This window comes from Niallia sp. WK069_GA_01 (genome assembly GCF_983173855.1).
Window position 1 is genome coordinate 2166474 of sequence record NZ_OZ470138.1, and the last position, 17087, is coordinate 2183560.

The 17087-nt window shown below is 35.2% G+C and carries 15 protein-coding genes and 1 pseudogene; 11 read left to right on the forward strand and 5 right to left on the reverse strand.

What is annotated here, in order from left to right; translation table 11 throughout:
* Window positions 1-361: 361 nt before the first annotated feature.
* A complete protein-coding gene (locus AC5LWL_RS10365) occupies window positions 362-946 on the forward strand; it encodes a hypothetical protein (RefSeq protein ID WP_493434237.1) in 585 nt (194 codons plus the stop codon).
* A 579-nt stretch (window positions 947-1525) separates the two neighbouring features.
* Window positions 1526-2071, forward strand: coding sequence for a CDP-alcohol phosphatidyltransferase family protein (locus tag AC5LWL_RS10370; RefSeq protein WP_493434238.1), 546 nt, complete (start codon window positions 1526-1528; stop codon window positions 2069-2071).
* A 361-nt stretch (window positions 2072-2432) separates the two neighbouring features.
* Here AC5LWL_RS10370 and AC5LWL_RS10375 read toward each other — a convergent pair whose 3' ends face one another.
* From AC5LWL_RS10375 to AC5LWL_RS10385, 3 genes are all read right to left on the reverse strand, one after another.
* Window positions 2433-3575 carry an IS110 family RNA-guided transposase gene (locus AC5LWL_RS10375; protein WP_493432573.1) on the reverse strand — a complete coding sequence of 381 codons (1143 nt, stop codon included), beginning with the start codon at window positions 3573-3575 and terminating at the stop codon, window positions 2433-2435.
* Window positions 3576-4142: 567 nt separating this feature from the next.
* Window positions 4143-5285: an IS110 family RNA-guided transposase gene (locus AC5LWL_RS10380; protein WP_493432573.1), complete on the reverse strand. Its 1143-nt coding sequence runs from the start codon at window positions 5283-5285 to the stop codon at window positions 4143-4145.
* 364 nt (window positions 5286-5649) lie between these two features.
* Entirely contained in the window at window positions 5650-6216 is a 567-nt protein-coding gene (locus AC5LWL_RS10385; RefSeq protein ID WP_493434239.1) for a GNAT family N-acetyltransferase, read from the reverse strand.
* A gap of 414 nt (window positions 6217-6630) precedes the next feature.
* On the opposite strand from AC5LWL_RS10385, the gene spoIIM reads away from it, so the two are divergent.
* The 8 genes from spoIIM (at window position 6631) to AC5LWL_RS10425 (ending at window position 13377) form a co-directional block, all read left to right on the forward strand.
* Window positions 6631-7296: a stage II sporulation protein M gene (gene spoIIM, locus AC5LWL_RS10390; RefSeq protein ID WP_493434240.1), complete on the forward strand. Its 666-nt coding sequence runs from the start codon at window positions 6631-6633 to the stop codon at window positions 7294-7296.
* Between the two features lie 161 nt (window positions 7297-7457).
* Window positions 7458-7922 carry a ferric iron uptake transcriptional regulator gene (gene fur, locus AC5LWL_RS10395; RefSeq protein WP_493434241.1) on the forward strand — a complete coding sequence of 155 codons (465 nt, stop codon included), beginning with the start codon at window positions 7458-7460 and terminating at the stop codon, window positions 7920-7922.
* 191 nt (window positions 7923-8113) lie between these two features.
* Window positions 8114-8341 (forward strand): YqzK family protein, encoded by a 228-nt coding sequence (locus AC5LWL_RS10400; RefSeq protein WP_493434242.1) that lies wholly within the window; start codon window positions 8114-8116, stop codon window positions 8339-8341.
* 4 nt (window positions 8342-8345) lie between these two features.
* The gene (gene xerD / locus AC5LWL_RS10405; protein WP_493434243.1) at window positions 8346-9236 is read left to right on the forward strand and encodes a site-specific tyrosine recombinase XerD; all 891 of its coding nucleotides are present in this window, start codon (window positions 8346-8348) and stop codon (window positions 9234-9236) included.
* Window positions 9237-9442: 206 nt separating this feature from the next.
* Entirely contained in the window at window positions 9443-10627 is a 1185-nt protein-coding gene (gene deoB / locus AC5LWL_RS10410) for a phosphopentomutase (RefSeq protein ID WP_493434244.1), read from the forward strand.
* A gap of 12 nt (window positions 10628-10639) precedes the next feature.
* The gene (locus AC5LWL_RS10415; RefSeq protein ID WP_493434245.1) at window positions 10640-11458 is read left to right on the forward strand and encodes a purine-nucleoside phosphorylase; all 819 of its coding nucleotides are present in this window, start codon (window positions 10640-10642) and stop codon (window positions 11456-11458) included.
* Window positions 11459-11608: 150 nt separating this feature from the next.
* The gene (locus tag AC5LWL_RS10420) at window positions 11609-12913 is read left to right on the forward strand and encodes a pyrimidine-nucleoside phosphorylase (RefSeq protein ID WP_493434246.1); all 1305 of its coding nucleotides are present in this window, start codon (window positions 11609-11611) and stop codon (window positions 12911-12913) included.
* 128 nt (window positions 12914-13041) lie between these two features.
* Window positions 13042-13377: a DUF6980 family protein gene (locus AC5LWL_RS10425; RefSeq protein WP_493436593.1), complete on the forward strand. Its 336-nt coding sequence runs from the start codon at window positions 13042-13044 to the stop codon at window positions 13375-13377.
* Between the two features lie 754 nt (window positions 13378-14131).
* Here AC5LWL_RS10425 and AC5LWL_RS10430 read toward each other — a convergent pair.
* Both AC5LWL_RS10430 and map read right to left on the reverse strand, forming a co-directional pair.
* Window positions 14132-15343, reverse strand: coding sequence for a GNAT family N-acetyltransferase (locus AC5LWL_RS10430; RefSeq protein WP_493434247.1), 1212 nt, complete (start codon window positions 15341-15343; stop codon window positions 14132-14134).
* 269 nt (window positions 15344-15612) lie between these two features.
* Window positions 15613-16359 carry a type I methionyl aminopeptidase gene (gene map, locus AC5LWL_RS10435; RefSeq protein ID WP_493434248.1) on the reverse strand — a complete coding sequence of 249 codons (747 nt, stop codon included), beginning with the start codon at window positions 16357-16359 and terminating at the stop codon, window positions 15613-15615.
* Window positions 16360-16569: 210 nt separating this feature from the next.
* On the opposite strand from map, the pseudogene AC5LWL_RS10440 reads away from it, so the two are divergent.
* Window positions 16570-16959, forward strand: a pseudogene (locus AC5LWL_RS10440) (DUF4372 domain-containing protein); the annotation flags it as partial.
* Between the last annotated feature and the right edge of the window lie 128 nt (window positions 16960-17087).

Here is a 17087-nt window from a genome sequence, read left to right on the forward strand (position 1 = left end):
GGATTATTCTTGGTATGGGATCCAGTTCCAGGCGATGTTAATAATTCATTATCAAAAAATGGAGATAGATATCAGAAAATAATCCTATTTATCTAGTGGAGGTTTCAGCAAAAGCATCATTTGGTAGAAGTAACTTTTTTATAAGCCATTGAAGTAGATTATATGGTGATTTTTCTGGAACTATTGGTTCACTAGTATCGGGATTTAGTAGTGGCAAAGCAGGTGAAAAATACTTAGAAAACCTAGTAGGTGGTGGATTCAAGGTTTAGTTAAATACGAGTAGGGATGAGAGGTATGTTGACCAGTTATCCCTTTGAGAACACTTGGAAGAATAAAGTACGAAATATGAAGAGGTAATATTTTGGAATATATATTAATGACTCCACCATTTGAAGTTAAACCATTTGAAAAAATGAAAAAAAAAGAAGCACAAATGCATTTTGATTGGTTTTTAAGTGAAATTCCTAAAAGAATTGAGTTGATTAGTAAAGCATATTTAGAAACTGGCGGTGGAAAATTAGAAGACTTGGATTTAACTCCACAGTCTTTAGTAAATTTATGGACTTGGTTTATACCTAGAATTGAGATTGTAACCAAAACTGATGAAGAAATTGCTGAGGAGTTAAAAGAAGCTCCTGAATGGTTAACAGAAATAGCTATGGAGAATAATAAGAAATTAAGTGTTGGTACTCTTTGTTTAGCAATGGATATAGCCATTTATTTTGCCGAAGTATTTGTGAAACACTTTAATAAGTTAGATTGGGGATATGTAACAAAACCCAAAAAAATGTTGTATGTTAATAGACCAGTAATTATTGGATTTAGTTCGGGAATAGAATTAGATCCAAGGAATATAGTTTATAATTTAACGTTTAGAGTAGTAGAGGGTGATAAAAGTAAAGAAGGGCTATTTAACTTATTCAAAGTATGGGAAGACGATATCTAATTTTTTTACTTCATTTGAGATCAACCTGACGACTTGAATCAATAAGTATGATGATGTGGGACAGCTGTTAATGAGAAGTTTTAAAGATTTAGCATTAAATTAGACGTTAGCCCAAGGTATCGTTTATGCCATAATTTAATTTGGAGAGGATAAAACCAAAAATGAACACAAAAAATATATTAGTAATATTTGCTGTTTATGCTGCAACCCAACTAACCAAAAGTATGGATTTTCATAACTGGTTTATTACTGAATTAATTCGAGGTATTTTATGTATTAGTATAGGACTAATAGTAGCCATGATATTGAACAAATTCTGGTCGCAGTGACGACCCGATCCGTCCCGAAGTTTGTCGAAACCAGCTAGATTAGAAGAGTATTGAATTTGTCTAACTTCTGATTATGGTGGCTGTTCGAGTGTGATAGAAGGATGAAAATTGATTTGTGTTCAAAAGTATAAAAGAGAATATTAGTTAAATGCTGCAGAACAATCCAGCTGTTACGCTTGTAATCTATAAAAATTCGACAAATTCAGAGAATATTCGGGGCGTCACTGTGACGAGAGAAAGGTGTTCTGTTATGAAAATGTTACCAAATATACTTTCTGTCCTGCGTATCTTGCTGTCATTTTTGCTGTTGATGTTGGGAACATTAGAACCTGAGGTGTTTATCACCTTGTATGCATTATGTGGTATAACTGATATTGCTGATGGGTATGTAGCACGTAAATTGAAGGTGGAAACGACCTTAGGGGCAAAATTGGATAGTGTAGGGGATATTGTATTTTGGGCAGTAGTGCTGGTTGTTTTTTTCTTTTTATCCGATATTTATGTAAGTAATACTGTACTGTTTTTTGTTGTAGTGGTGGCCTTAGTAAGGCTTTTTAACGTTATTATGACAAAAGCTAAATTCAAACAGTGGGGGATATTACATACTTTAGGGAATAAAGCAGCGGGATTTGCTTTATATACAGCAATCCCTTTGGCTATTGCTTTTGCTCATATTCCATCGCCATTAGTAGTTGTCGTAATTGCTATAGCCCTTGCTTCGGCAGTAGAAGAAACTTGTATATTGCTTACTTCTAGGCAGTATAAAATTAATCAAAAGAGTATCTTTTTACCTTAAGGTAAGAAAGTATAAAATTTTTCAACCTAGATTAGTGTCTAGCTTCAGCGCCTAGCCTCTGTGAAAGATCACCTCTTGCCTCTAAAAGTAAAGAACACTTTTAGATTCAAGAGAACATTTTTCTTCAGGGCTGAACAAGGCGCTTGCGCTTTTTCTGTGAAAATAAAACGGGCGAGTGGCTATTCTGGGTATCTGTATAATACAGTAACGTGTTCTATTTGATAGGGCGGGTACAGGATTTTGGTGTAAAGAAAATCTTGAAGCGTGGACTTCTAGAAAAAAGACAATAGTAAAGAAAGGGTGTGACCTCAATTTTTTAAAAAAATCACAACCTTAATAGAGTATTGTAATGGAAGGTCGTCTAACCAGCTAGACGTGGTTCAGAGAAGTGTTGCTTATTAATAAATAGGGTATATATAATTCTTAAAACTTTATGTGCAATAGCCTGTAAAGCTTTTTTCTTTCCTCTTCTTGCAGATAGAGACCAAAAAACATTTGACATTGAGGTATTTTTCGACCTTGATATAGCCCAAGCAACCTCACAAAGAGCAGCTTTTATATGTGGGTTTCCTTGAACGCTTTTGGAACTTTTCTTTTTACCAGCACTTTCATTATTGCCAGGTGATACACCAGCCCAAGAAGCTAAATGTCTTGATGAAGGGAATTGGCTCATATCTGTTCCGATTTCCGCAATAATAACAGCAGCTGTGTGTTCCTTTATACCTGGGATAGATAAAAGTATTTCTTTTTCTTCTTGATAGGAATGAAGCAGGGTATCTATCCTATTTTCAAGTTCTTGAATGGAAGTTTCCAAATACATGATATGATTCCAAGAGCTTTTAATCATAAACATTTGATGTTCATTTAATGTTCCGAAAAGAGAATCGGAAATGGTATCAGCCTTCTTGCGGAGAGAATGATGGATATTGGCATCAACATCAGCCTTATCAAGGTATCCATTATCGACTAACTGTTTCAAAAGTTTACGTCCAGAAACCCCAAAGATATCAGAAATAACTGAACCAAGCTTTATGTTTGAACATTCGAGGACCTTTGAAATTCTATTTTTTTCAGCTGTTAAGTTACCAACCCATTTCTTGCGTAAACGGTTCAAATCTCTTAATTCCCGAAGATCTTGGGAAGGGACAAAGCTTTTTTCAATCAATCCATGACGAAGAAGCTTGGCAATCCATTCTGCATCTGAAACATCGGTCTTACGACCAGGAACGTTTTTAATACGTTGGGCATTGGCCACAGTAATATCGAAATATCCTTCAAGGATGTTGTATACCGGCTTCCAATAGATTCCGGTACTTTCCAGAGCAATGTGTGTAATTTGTTTTTCTTCTAACCACTTTAATAAATCAAATAAACTTTTGGTTAAAGTGGAAAAAGTCTTGGTTTCTTTTTGAATGGATTCATTATTAGTGCCAGTTAGGGCACAAACTACAATCTCTTTTTGATGAACATCCATTCCGGCACAATGGGTTAATAAAATGTCCAAATAAAACAACCTCCAAAGTAGTGTCTATGGAAAGTGGAATAAGCTTGGTCAAACAGCATTTTTCTGTACGTGATCATCCTCAAAAATTGAAGAGTCAACAAAGGGGTGTACACAAGGCAAATTCCAAACAGTTTCTTATACAGGGTCGAACCACCACAAAAGCGCACGTAAAGATTACTTCCCATAGCATTAATCAGTATGGAAAAATGGACAAAAAAGTAAAACCCCGGCTTAGAAAAAATTTTCATGCCGGGGTGTGAGTGTGAAATCATGTGTGTTTCTTATAAGGCTTTGCGACAGGGGGGAAGAGGAATAATTTGGTGATTCCTAGGAAACCATTTTCTTTTGGAGTAGCTTTTTCTGTGAAAATAAAACGGGCGAGTGGCTATTCTGGGTATCTGTATAATACAGTAACGTGTTCTATTTGATAGGGCGGGTACAGGATTTTGGTGTAAAGAAAATCTTGAAGCGTGGACTTCTAGAAAAAAGACAATAGTAAAGAAAGGGTGTGACCTCAATTTTTTAAAAAAATCACAACCTTAATAGAGTATTGTAATGGAAGGTCGTCTAACCAGCTAGACGTGGTTCAGAGAAGTGTTGCTTATTAATAAATAGGGTATATATAATTCTTAAAACTTTATGTGCAATAGCCTGTAAAGCTTTTTTCTTTCCTCTTCTTGCAGATAGAGACCAAAAAACATTTGACATTGAGGTATTTTTCGACCTTGATATAGCCCAAGCAACCTCACAAAGAGCAGCTTTTATATGTGGGTTTCCTTGAACGCTTTTGGAACTTTTCTTTTTACCAGCACTTTCATTATTGCCAGGTGATACACCAGCCCAAGAAGCTAAATGTCTTGATGAAGGGAATTGGCTCATATCTGTTCCGATTTCCGCAATAATAACAGCAGCTGTGTGTTCCTTTATACCTGGGATAGATAAAAGTATTTCTTTTTCTTCTTGATAGGAATGAAGCAGGGTATCTATCCTATTTTCAAGTTCTTGAATGGAAGTTTCCAAATACATGATATGATTCCAAGAGCTTTTAATCATAAACATTTGATGTTCATTTAATGTTCCGAAAAGAGAATCGGAAATGGTATCAGCCTTCTTGCGGAGAGAATGATGGATATTGGCATCAACATCAGCCTTATCAAGGTATCCATTATCGACTAACTGTTTCAAAAGTTTACGTCCAGAAACCCCAAAGATATCAGAAATAACTGAACCAAGCTTTATGTTTGAACATTCGAGGACCTTTGAAATTCTATTTTTTTCAGCTGTTAAGTTACCAACCCATTTCTTGCGTAAACGGTTCAAATCTCTTAATTCCCGAAGATCTTGGGAAGGGACAAAGCTTTTTTCAATCAATCCATGACGAAGAAGCTTGGCAATCCATTCTGCATCTGAAACATCGGTCTTACGACCAGGAACGTTTTTAATACGTTGGGCATTGGCCACAGTAATATCGAAATATCCTTCAAGGATGTTGTATACCGGCTTCCAATAGATTCCGGTACTTTCCAGAGCAATGTGTGTAATTTGTTTTTCTTCTAACCACTTTAATAAATCAAATAAACTTTTGGTTAAAGTGGAAAAAGTCTTGGTTTCTTTTTGAATGGATTCATTATTAGTGCCAGTTAGGGCACAAACTACAATCTCTTTTTGATGAACATCCATTCCGGCACAATGGGTTAATAAAATGTCCAAATAAAACAACCTCCAAAGTAGTGTCTATGGAAAGTGGAATAAGCTTGGTCAAACAGCATTTTTCTGTACGTGATCATCCTCAAAAATTGAAGAGTCAACAAAGGGGTGTACACAAGGCAAATTCCAAACAGTTTCTTATACAGGGTCGAACCACCACAAAAGCGCACGTAAAGATTACTTCCCATAGCATTAATCAGTATGGAAAAATGGACAAAAAAGTAAAACCCCGGCTTAGAAAAAATTTTCATGCCGGGGTGTGAGTGTGAAATCATGTGTGTTTCTTATAAGGCTTTGCGACAGGGGGGAAGAGGAATAATTTGGTGATTCCTAGGAAACCATTTTCTTTTGGAGTAGCTTTTTAGTATTAGCTAAAGGTAGTTAATGAGTATATGCATGTATCTCTTAAATTACTACCATCGGCACTTAAGCTTTCATTTTGCAAAATACCATCCAATGTAAAGCCTAATTTCTCTGGTATTGCTCGGGAGTTGTGATTTAATGCATCACATCTTATTTCGATTCGTTTTGCCTCTAATGTTTCCCTCGCAAACGAAATTAATGTTTTTGTGCTTTCTTGAATATATCCATTACCAGTAAAGCTAGTGTCACACCAATAGCCTATTTCAAAGGAACGAACCTCCCAATCAATGGAATGTAGACCAGTTGAACCGATAAATGTATTATTTTTCTTTAAATAAATATGTAGCCGAATATCTTCTTTTAAAATAAATTTTGCATAAGCTTTGCGAATATTTTCTTCTACACCGTCCATTGTTTGTGCTTGATTAGCAAAAGGCATCCATTTCTGTAATTCTTTTTTCGAACGCTGCATGCTTTCATACACTTCTTTTCCATCACCAGGCAAGCAAGGTCTTATATACAATCTCTCTGTTAAGATTTTGTCTGGAAAATCTATTAATATTGGCTTCATTTTTGTCTCCTTTCCCATCTATAGCATCTCCTTTATCATAATGGAAATCATTTGGAAAAGATAACGAAAGCACCTATTTTCTCCATTAATTTTCTACACTTATCCTACTTTAAACGGGCAATAAGCCTCTGAAAACCCAGCACATGCTAATATATTAAAGTTTATCTTGATGACATGGATTAAGTACCCGGCATCAAAGTGGCGAGAAATCGAGGAAGCTAGTCGTTGAAACTATCCTGTAAAGGGTCTGATAAGTTCAACTAATCATCAATCGAGAAGGAAGAAAACCTCACTGATGGAAAAGTTCTCTTGATGAAAATACTAATTATTTAATAGAAAAAATACTAGATTTATATGTCTATTGCCTCCGTTGTTTGCATAGAATGAATTAACTGATTAGTAGGAGGAAAAGCGATGAAGAAAAAAAAATACCAGAACATTTTAGCCAATCATTTTCGGGAGCATTCCTCAATTTATTTATTTGTCGTTGTTTTATTTCTTATGGGTGTGATCTTCGGAGCTGTTGTTGTCAATAGTTTAACGTTAACGCAGAAGGAAGATTTATTTTATTATTTATCCCAATTTTTTGGCCAAGTATCAGATGGGAAAGTAGCGGACAGCAAGGACCTGTTTATACAAAGCTTTTCACATAATAGTAAGTTTATTGGGTTAATGTGGTTATTAGGCATTTCGATTATTGGATTGCCAGTCATACTGATACTGTTATTTATTAAAGGCATGGTTGTGGGCTTTACAGTTGGTTTTTTAGTAAACCAAATGGGATGGAACGGATTTTTACTTTCATTTGTGTCCATTTTGCCACAAAATATCATTGTCATTCCTATTTTTATAATTTCTGCTACACTTTCTGTAGCATTTTCATTTAAAATGATAAGACAGCAATTTATAAAAAAAATGGGGGAGCCAATGCTTCCATTATTCGGGAGATATATGTTTCTTTTGTTGATTGCCTTTCTTTTTTTAGCAACTGCTGCTGGAATTGAAGCATATATTTCACCAATGTTAATGAAGTCTGTTATAAATATGGTACAATCGTTTATTATGCCAGTTCAGCTATGAGAGATGAGTTTAAATGGAAAAGAAGAGAACTTTTGGATAAAAAATATAATAAATAGTATATAATAATAATTATTGATACTTATTAATAATAATTTTTATTAGGATTCTTTTCCTCCTTCTGTTATAATGAGATGGACAGTGGCTAGGGAGGGACTTTCGGAATGGAAAGTAGAATTGATAGAATTAAAAAGCTGTTGCACTCATCGAGCTATAAATTAACTCCCCAAAGAGAAGCAACAGTAAGAGTATTGCTTGAAAATGAAGAAGATCACTTAAGTGCAGAAGATGTATACCTCCTTGTAAAAGATAAATCACCAGAAATTGGATTAGCAACCGTTTATCGTACATTGGAGTTGTTAACTGAACTTAAAATTGTTGATAAAATAAATTTTGGAGACGGTGTCTCAAGATATGATCTACGACAAGAAGGAGCAGCACATTTTCATCATCATTTAGTTTGTATAGAATGTGGTGCTGTTGATGAAATTCAAGAGGACTTATTAGGGGAAGTTGAAAAAGTAGTAGAACGTGATTGGAAATTTAAAATAAAAGATCATCGCTTAACCTTTCATGGAATATGCCATCGCTGCATTGAAAAAAGCGAAAACGCAGCTGAAGAAGAGTAAAAACCTTCTCTTTTGGGGAAGGCTTCATAATTGTGGGCAAAAAAGCAATATACGGATCATAACAATTCGTTGTCTACAAGGTGAAACCTTTTCCTATGAGAAGGTTTTTTTGCGTTGTTCTTCTATTATTAGGTATAAAACCTGTCCAAACTGGCATAGCTTTTAAAAGAGATTAGTTTGGAGGCAGAAAAATGGTACAATGGACTAAGATGGTATTTCGGACAATCAAAGTATTTCTTTTGTTTACAGGATGCACGATTCTTTTCTATTATGCAATCATTTGGTTTAATGAAGAATATCAAGATTTGCATCGTTATGATGAACCATCAGGTGCTGCTGTGAAGGTAAACAGTACGGTGGCGAAAGAAGAATATTCCTGGAAGGATCGAATACTATTGTTTTATTTAAATGGGGAGTAATGTTATGGAAAATCAATTACAAGATTTTATGCATTTTTTGTTAGTAGAGAAAGGGTTGGCAAAAAATACACTCGTTTCTTATGAACGGGATTTAAAAGGCTATCATAAATATATAAAAACAATGGAAAATTGTTCAATACAACAAATAAATCGCTCTCATATTATGCATTTCTTAGCGTTTTTAAAGGATCAGGGGAAATCTTCGAAAACGATTGCACGACATATTGCCTCCATACGGGCATTTCATCAATTTTTATTAAGAGATGGTGTTTTACAACAAGATCCAACTGTACATATTGAAACACCTCATGCTGAAAGAACATTGCCAAAGGTGCTTTCGATGCAGGATGTGGAAAGATTGCTTGAGTCTCCCAAGGTACATGATCACTATGGAAAAAGGGATAAAGCAATGTTAGAAATGTTATATGCAACAGGTATAAGAGTTAGTGAACTAATTAGTTTAAATGTAGAAGATGTTCATATGACAATGGGGTTTGTCCGCTGTATTGGGAAAGGGAATAAAGAACGTATTATTCCTATTGGTGGTGCTGCAACAAAGGCTCTTCAACTCTATTTAGACGAGGGACGTCTCCTTTTTATTCATAAAAACAAAAATGAGACTGCATTGTTTTTAAATCATCATGGAAATAGATTAACAAGACAAGGGTTTTGGAAAATTTTAAAACGTCTTGGCAAAGAAGCACAAATCAACAAAGAGATAACTCCGCATACATTAAGACATTCGTTTGCCACGCATTTATTAGAAAATGGCGCAGACCTTCGCGCTGTACAAGAAATGTTAGGACATGCAGATATTTCTACAACACAAATATACACACATGTAACAAAAACTAGATTAAAAGATGTATATACAAAGTTTCATCCAAGAGCATGATGAATTTTTAATAATGGGTGATTAATGCTTATAATCAAAGAAAGAATAGATATCCTGTCTGAAATGGCAGGTTTTTTGTTGTTTTTTGTTTGTTGTAAGTGAAAAAGATGTCAGACTTCTGACGATTATGATATAATTTTCTCAGATTAAAGATATTTAATAAGGGGTACAATAAGCTCATTATTACCCTTGAAGGAGGAATTAAAATGTCTTCATATACATACAAACGAATATTTCTGATTGTTATGGATTCAGTGGGGATTGGGGAAGCGCCGGATGCTGAAAAATTCGGGGATATAGGTTCCCATACATTAGGGCATATTGCAGAAAAAATGAATGGACTTGCAATGCCGAATATAGGAAAATTAGGTTTAAGCAATATAGAAGAAATAAAAGGAATTGAAAAAGCAGACCAACCGCTTGCTTATTATACAAAAATGCAAGAAGCCTCCAATGGAAAAGATACAATGACGGGCCATTGGGAAATCATGGGTTTACATATCGCTACACCTTTTAAAGTCTTTCCAGATGGTTTTCCAGATGAATTACTGAACACGATCGAAGAAAAAACAGGCAGAAAGATTATCGGAAATAAACCTGCTAGTGGAACGGAAATACTCGATGAATTGGGAGAGGAGCATATGAAAACGGGTGCTCTTATCGTTTATACATCTGCCGATTCTGTTTTGCAAATTGCAGCACATGAAGAAATTGTACCATTAGAAGAATTGTACGAAATTTGTGAGCTGGCTAGAGAATTAACTTTAGATGAAAAATATATGGTAGGAAGAATTATTGCTCGTCCATTTCTTGGGGAGCCAGGCAATTTTAAAAGAACAGCAAATCGACATGATTATGCGTTAAAACCATTTGACAGAACGGTTATGAACGAGTTGAAAGATCAAAATCTTGATAGTATTGCCATCGGAAAAATTTCCGATATTTATGATGGTGAAGGTGTTACTAAATCGTTGAGAACCGTTAGCAATATGGATGGAATGGACAAATTAGTTGATACGCTGAATATGGATTTTACGGGCTTAAGTTTCTTGAATTTAGTAGATTTTGATGCTCTTTTTGGGCATCGACGCGATCCAATTGGATATGGAAAAGCATTAGAAGAATTTGATGCACGACTTCCAGAAGTGTTTGACTTATTAAAAGAAGAGGATCTGTTAATTATTACAGCCGATCATGGGAATGATCCTGTTCATTATGGAACAGATCATACAAGAGAATATGTGCCATTGTTAGTTTATAATAAAAATAAGACTGCTGGAAAAGAACTGCCGATAAGACAAACTTTTGCTGATATTGGCGCAACGGTTGCAGATAATTTCCAAGTTGCATTGCCAAAGTACGGAAAAAGTTTTTTAAATGAGCTAAAGTAAGGAGAGAATGAAATGAATTATACAACTATTAAACAAGCTGCGGATTTTTTAAAGGAAAAAAACAATAAATTACCTAAAATCGGACTTATTTTAGGTTCTGGATTAGGCGTACTTGCAGAGGAAATCGAAAATGCTGTTAAGATACCATACAGTGAAATACCTGAATTTCCTGTTTCGACTGTGGAAGGACATGCTGGCCAATTAGTATTCGGCAGTATTTTTGGTATAGATGTTGTTGCCATGCAAGGACGCTTTCATTTTTATGAAGGTTATTCTTTCGATAAAGTAACTTTCCCTGTACGTGTGATGAAGGAATTGGGAGTAGAAACGTTAATTGTAACCAATGCTGCAGGTGGAGTGAATGAATCGTATGCACCTGGAAACTTAATGCTTATTTCTGATCATATTAATAATATGGGCACAAATCCTTTAATTGGTCCGAATGATGCTAATTTAGGTGTGCGTTTTCCTGATCTATCAGAAGCTTATTGTAAAGAATTAAGAAAAACAGCAAAAGAAGTAGCAGATAAAATTGGTTTAGCCATTCAAGAGGGAGTATATGTTGGGAATACTGGACCATCGTATGAAACACCTGCTGAAGTTAAAATGCTGAGAATAGTAGGTGGAGATGCAGTCGGAATGTCCACTGTGCCTGAAGTAATTGTAGCAAGACATGCAGGCATCAAGGTTCTAGGCATTTCTTGTATTTCCAATATGGCAGCAGGAATTTTAGATCAACCACTAAATCATGAAGAAGTTATTGAAACAACGGAAAAAGTAAAAAATGATTTTCTTCGTTATGTAAAAGAATTGATAAAACAAATTGGTTAATCGAATGACAAAATAAGAAAAAACAAGCGGAGAAATGGAAAGAAGTCAAGCTGAACGTCTGAATGCGGATAAGCAAACTTTTTAGAAATTCCTCCGCTTTTTATCTGATTTTAGGAACATTTCTAGTAGTGGAAAAGGGGTTGAATAAATATGCGAATGGTAGACTTGATTGCAAAAAAAAGAGATGGATTAGAACTGACAAAGGAAGAAATTACGTTTCTTATTAATGGGTATACAGACGGTTCTATTCCAGATTATCAAGTAAGTGCTTTTACAATGGCTGTTTTTTTTCAAGGAATGACGGAGAAGGAATGTGCTGATTTTACGATGGCTATGGTGCATTCTGGCGATATGATTGATTTATCGGAAATAGAAGGCATTAAAGTAGACAAACATTCGACAGGCGGTGTCGGGGATACTACCACACTAGTACTTGGCCCTTTAGTCGCCGCTTTAGATGTTCCTGTTGCTAAGATGTCAGGAAGAGGACTTGGACATACTGGCGGAACGATTGATAAGTTAGAAGCGGTAAAAGGATTTCATGTTGAATTAAATAATAAAGAGTTTATAGAGCTTGTTAATAAAAATAAAATTGCGGTAATTGGTCAAAGTGGAAATTTAACCCCTGCAGATAAAAAATTATATGCATTGCGTGATGTAACCGCTTCAGTTAACAGTATGCCATTGATTGCAAGCAGTATTATGAGTAAAAAAATTGCTGCAGGCGCAGATGCGATTTGTTTAGATGTTAAAACAGGCGCTGGTGCTTTTATGAAAACATTAGAAGGCTCTAGGGAGTTAGCAGAAGAGATGGTGCGAATAGGAAATAATGTCGGCCGAAAAACGATGGCGGTTATTTCGGATATGAGCCAGCCTCTTGGTTATGCGATTGGCAATGCATTAGAAGTAAAAGAGGCAATTGATACATTAAAAGGAAATGGTCCAGAAGACTTAACTGAGCTGTGTTTAACACTTGGAAGCCAGATGGTTTTATTAGCAGAAAAAGCCGATACTTTAGAAGATGCAAGAAAGCAGCTGGAAGAGGTGATTGCCAATGGAAAAGCACTTGAAACCTTGAAGCTCTTTTTACGTTCACAAGGTGGAGATGATTCTGTTGTTGATCAACCAGATAAACTGCCGCAAAGCAAGTACATATATGAGCTTCCTGCAAAAGAAGCAGGCTATGTTTCGGAAATGACAGCTGACAGCATTGGAACAGCCGCAATGATTCTTGGCGCAGGAAGAGCAACGAAGGATTCAGAAATTGATTTAGCTGTTGGATTGACTCTTCGCAAAAAAATTGGCGATCAAGTGGAAAAAGGTGAATCACTTGTGACGATATACAGCAATTCAGAAAACATAGAAGAAGTAAAAGAAATACTATACACACATATTAAAATATCCAATACTTCTGTAGAAGCACCTGTATTAATACATGAAGTGATCACAAACTAATAGTTGTATAAGAACTCTTTAAAAACGAAATGTAATCAGTTTTCGAACTGTACAACTCGTTTTTGGAGAGTTCTTTTTTATTCTCTTTCCTTCAATATCATGGCACTGTGATATAATTTTGGTATACAATTTTTTATAAAAGAGAGGAAAACAAATGGCTAAAAAAACACTGTTGTACAGATATGACGGATAGAGTTAATTATGTTTGCGAGCAACATGAAGACCCATTTGATTGTGCAGATCACTTGATATCTTACAGTTCTGAATTTGATGAATACGGAATAATTATTCACGATGGAGGGTCTTCCACGATAGAAATATCATTTTGTCCCTGGTGCGGTTCAAAATTGCCAATATCAAAAAGAGATTTATGGTTCGACACACTGGAAAGGTTAGGTTATGACGAACCTTTTGAGCAAGATATACCAGAAGAGTTCAAATCAGATAAATGGTATCACAAATAAATCCTTATTATAGGGGTTACCTCTCGATGGATCCGCAGACAGAATACACTTCGATTTTCATGGGGATCATCTACGAGTCTTCTCTGCGTGATTTCCTGTTGGGTCTTTTCCCCATATAAGTTGTTAATGGAATTTATTTCGAAAAAATGTAAGTTCGTTTTCTATTAAGAGTGTTGATTATCTAAAATTATACAGAAATATCCTGTGAAACATTAAGTAGCTTTTTTAACTAGTAGATTTTACCTGTTTAGATTCGAAAAGGATGAATCAGGACCAAAATGCAAAGAAAAAGAGGGGAAAGTGTCCGATAAAAGAGCAATCAGGACAAAAACAGCAGAGAAAAGAGGAGAATTTGTCCGATAAAAAATTTTGCTTTAGTAGAATACAAGACTAAAATATCCTTATGATTGATAAAAAATATCGTAATGGTGTAACTGTTTCATCAGTGTTAAAGAAAGTTGGATTGAATGGGTATGAAAAAAGATTATTTATTCAATTCTTTCATATATAATCCCTTTATTTTACTTCTATTAAAATAATCCGAATGAATTTTATTATTTTTGCTTGAGTTCACACAATGAGTCCTATTGGCAGCAGCCAAAAAAGAAAAAGGTGGAATGTGTCCATATTCGGGCAAATTCCACCTTTTTGTATTTGGGAAATAACGGAAAAACAGGGTCAATCATTCAAAAGTAAAACTCATGAATGCATTTTTCTTTTTCTATTCGAATGTTTTAGCTACTGCAATTTTCGTTCAAAAATAATCAGAAAAATATGGTGTCTGCTGCTCAATTATATCTTCCAACAGTTCGACTGTTTTTAAGTCGCAATCAAGACGGCCGATTTTATACAAGTAGTCTGGTGTTTTATAACTGAGAAGCAAGGTTGTCATTGTCTGAATATCCAGCTTCAGTTCACTGTCTTTTCCTTCCCGGTATAGCTTTCCTTGTCCATTTTTTGAAACATAAAGGGTGAAGGTGCCTTGGTTCCAAGTAAGAAGCGGATCAACGAGACTAAATGTTAATTGTCTGTCTATTAATTGTGGTTTAAAAGGATATTGAGCAATAAACAACTCTAAATCTACAATCCTTGCCATATAATAAGGTGCGATTGTTTCTTTAATATCTGCATCTTCTAGCAGAAACGCTAATGGTTCATCTGTAAATGTGTTTCCAACTACTTTGGATACCATGGAAAAGTGAGCGCTGATAAAATTCCATAATCCAATTCGTGCTTCTTCATTTACAAAAATCATTTCTTTTATATAAAAAACTTCATCTGCAATCCAATACAGGACGTAGCCATTAGGTTCTCGGTCTTCGCTATAATAAACGGCAGCCGTAAGATCTTCAAAATCCCATCGCCAATATTCATCCCATGCCAATTCGTTACGCAGCATGGCACCATGTGTCTGCATGGCAAATCGGTCATAAACTGTTTCCAATATTTTATTGTCTGTGGACATCCGTTCTACCTCTCCGGCAATCTGTTTCATTTTAGGAAGCTGATAGTCTTTCACTTCAAATGTCATTTTATTGGATATTATTTCCCAGCCTTTTCTACGATAATAGGGAATGGAATAAGGAAAAAGATAGCTGATTGACTGTTTTTTCTCCCGCATATTTGCAAGCGCATGACGCAATAATTTATCCATTAAACCAAGGTTTGTGTATTCAGGGAATGTACCTACTCCGGTTAATCCGCCCATTTTGTAAGTTTGATTAAAGATTCTGACTTGGAAAGGATAGACAGCAACCTGTGAGACTAATTTCTCCCCATCAAACCAGCCAATCACATCTGCTTGTTCTAATACTGGTGATTTTGCCAATATTATTTCTCGTTCTTCCCAACCGATTTTTTGCAATTCATGATTTGTTACTTGAAAAACATAGCGAAGCAATTGGTTATATTGTTCTAAATGCTCTAACTGAACATCTTTCATTTTTAACCTTTTTTTGCGACTCATAAAATACCTCTCTTTTTTAAAAGCAAATTTACCATTCTCTTCTTACTATACAACCTTTTTAATCGTCTAGGAAATGATAAACAAAAAAGCGAGAATAACTTTGTATTCTTCGCTTTTACCTATGGAGCTAGTTTGATAGTTAACTCTTAAATAAAAAACTATTCCAATATTTAAACACTAGAATTTGTTATAAATAGGATGTTTCTAAAAGGGATTAGTAATACTTCATCCCTTAAAGAGTGTTCAAATTTGAACACGAACTTAAAAAATTATTGTTTTGTTAAAATTTCGGGACCATTTGCAGTTATTGCTAAAGTATGTTCATATTGGGCGGATAGACTTCCGTCGACGGTTCTTGCTGTCCAGCCATCCAAGTCTACTTTAGCATGATATAAGCCAGTATTAAGCATTGGCTCAATCGTGATAACCATGCCTTCTTTTAATCTTTTTCCTACATTAGGAGGTCCGAAATGGGGAATTTGCGGATCTTCATGCATATTGCTGCCTATCGCATGACCAACAAAGTCACGAACAACTGAAAAACCTTGTGCTTCTGCAAATGTTTGAATAGCATGAGAAATATCTCCTACGCGATTTCCAACAACAGCTTGCTCGATTCCTTTATAAAGGGCAGCTTCAGTCGTTTTTAATAATTTGTCTGCTTCATCTGAAATAGTTCCAACAGCATAAGACCATGCAGAATCAGCGAGCCAGCCATCTAAATTTACGACCATGTCAATTGTCACAATATCGCCATTTTTTAACGGGGTTTTGTTTGGGAATCCATGGCAAATGACATCGTTAACGGATGCACATGTGGCAAAAGGGTACCCATGATAACCTTTTTGTTCCGGTGTAGCCCCTCTTTTCAATATATATCTTTCTGCAAATGCATTAATTTCTTCGGTAGTAATACCGGGTTTGATGAAAGAAGCGAGCTCTTTATGGCAATCTGCCAATATTTCACCAGCTTTTTTCATTTTTTGTATTTGTTCCGGTGTTTTTATGATAATCATTTATTCTCCTCCTTCCACCTTCAACAACGAAAAATTTTTTCTAACTACATGTTCCCAAAATAATATGTACTTTATCACTAGCGTTGCATTAAAATAATTTTACAACAAACAATTAATTGTCTTTTCTGTCAATTGATTTATCCATAAAAAAATCCTTTATAATGGTTTGGTGGTAGTAACCTATCCAAATCCAAAATAAAGGACAATCGCATGGATAAGTTTACACGAAAAACATCATTTGAACAATGGCTTTCGCCTATTTCCAACAATTTGTTTGAAGAACAGGTGAAGGCTTATCAGCTAAATCACTATACGAAGAAGCTGAATATGACCTCCTTTTTGAAATTACTACTTTATGCACAACTGCATGAAACGGAGAGTTTGCGTGCATTAAGTGATTGCGTGTTTTCAGAAGAATTGCAGAACGCAACTCAACTTGATTCCATTAGTTTTTCTCAACTGGGTAGACGATTAAATCAGGTACCAACAGCGTTTTTCCAAACTATTTTTCTTGATTTAGTCACGCAAATTCACACGAAGACTGATTTTCAAGCGAGACGAAAAACAACAACTCCACTTAAAATCATTGATTCAAGTACATAGCGTTCCATAATGCTTTCAACATCGCCAGTTGTACTCGTCAAAGGTTATAGTAAAAAAATGGATGTTCACTACCTCTAGTTAATTGTCTTTCTTTTTACTTTAATGCAACAAAAATAAAAACAGAA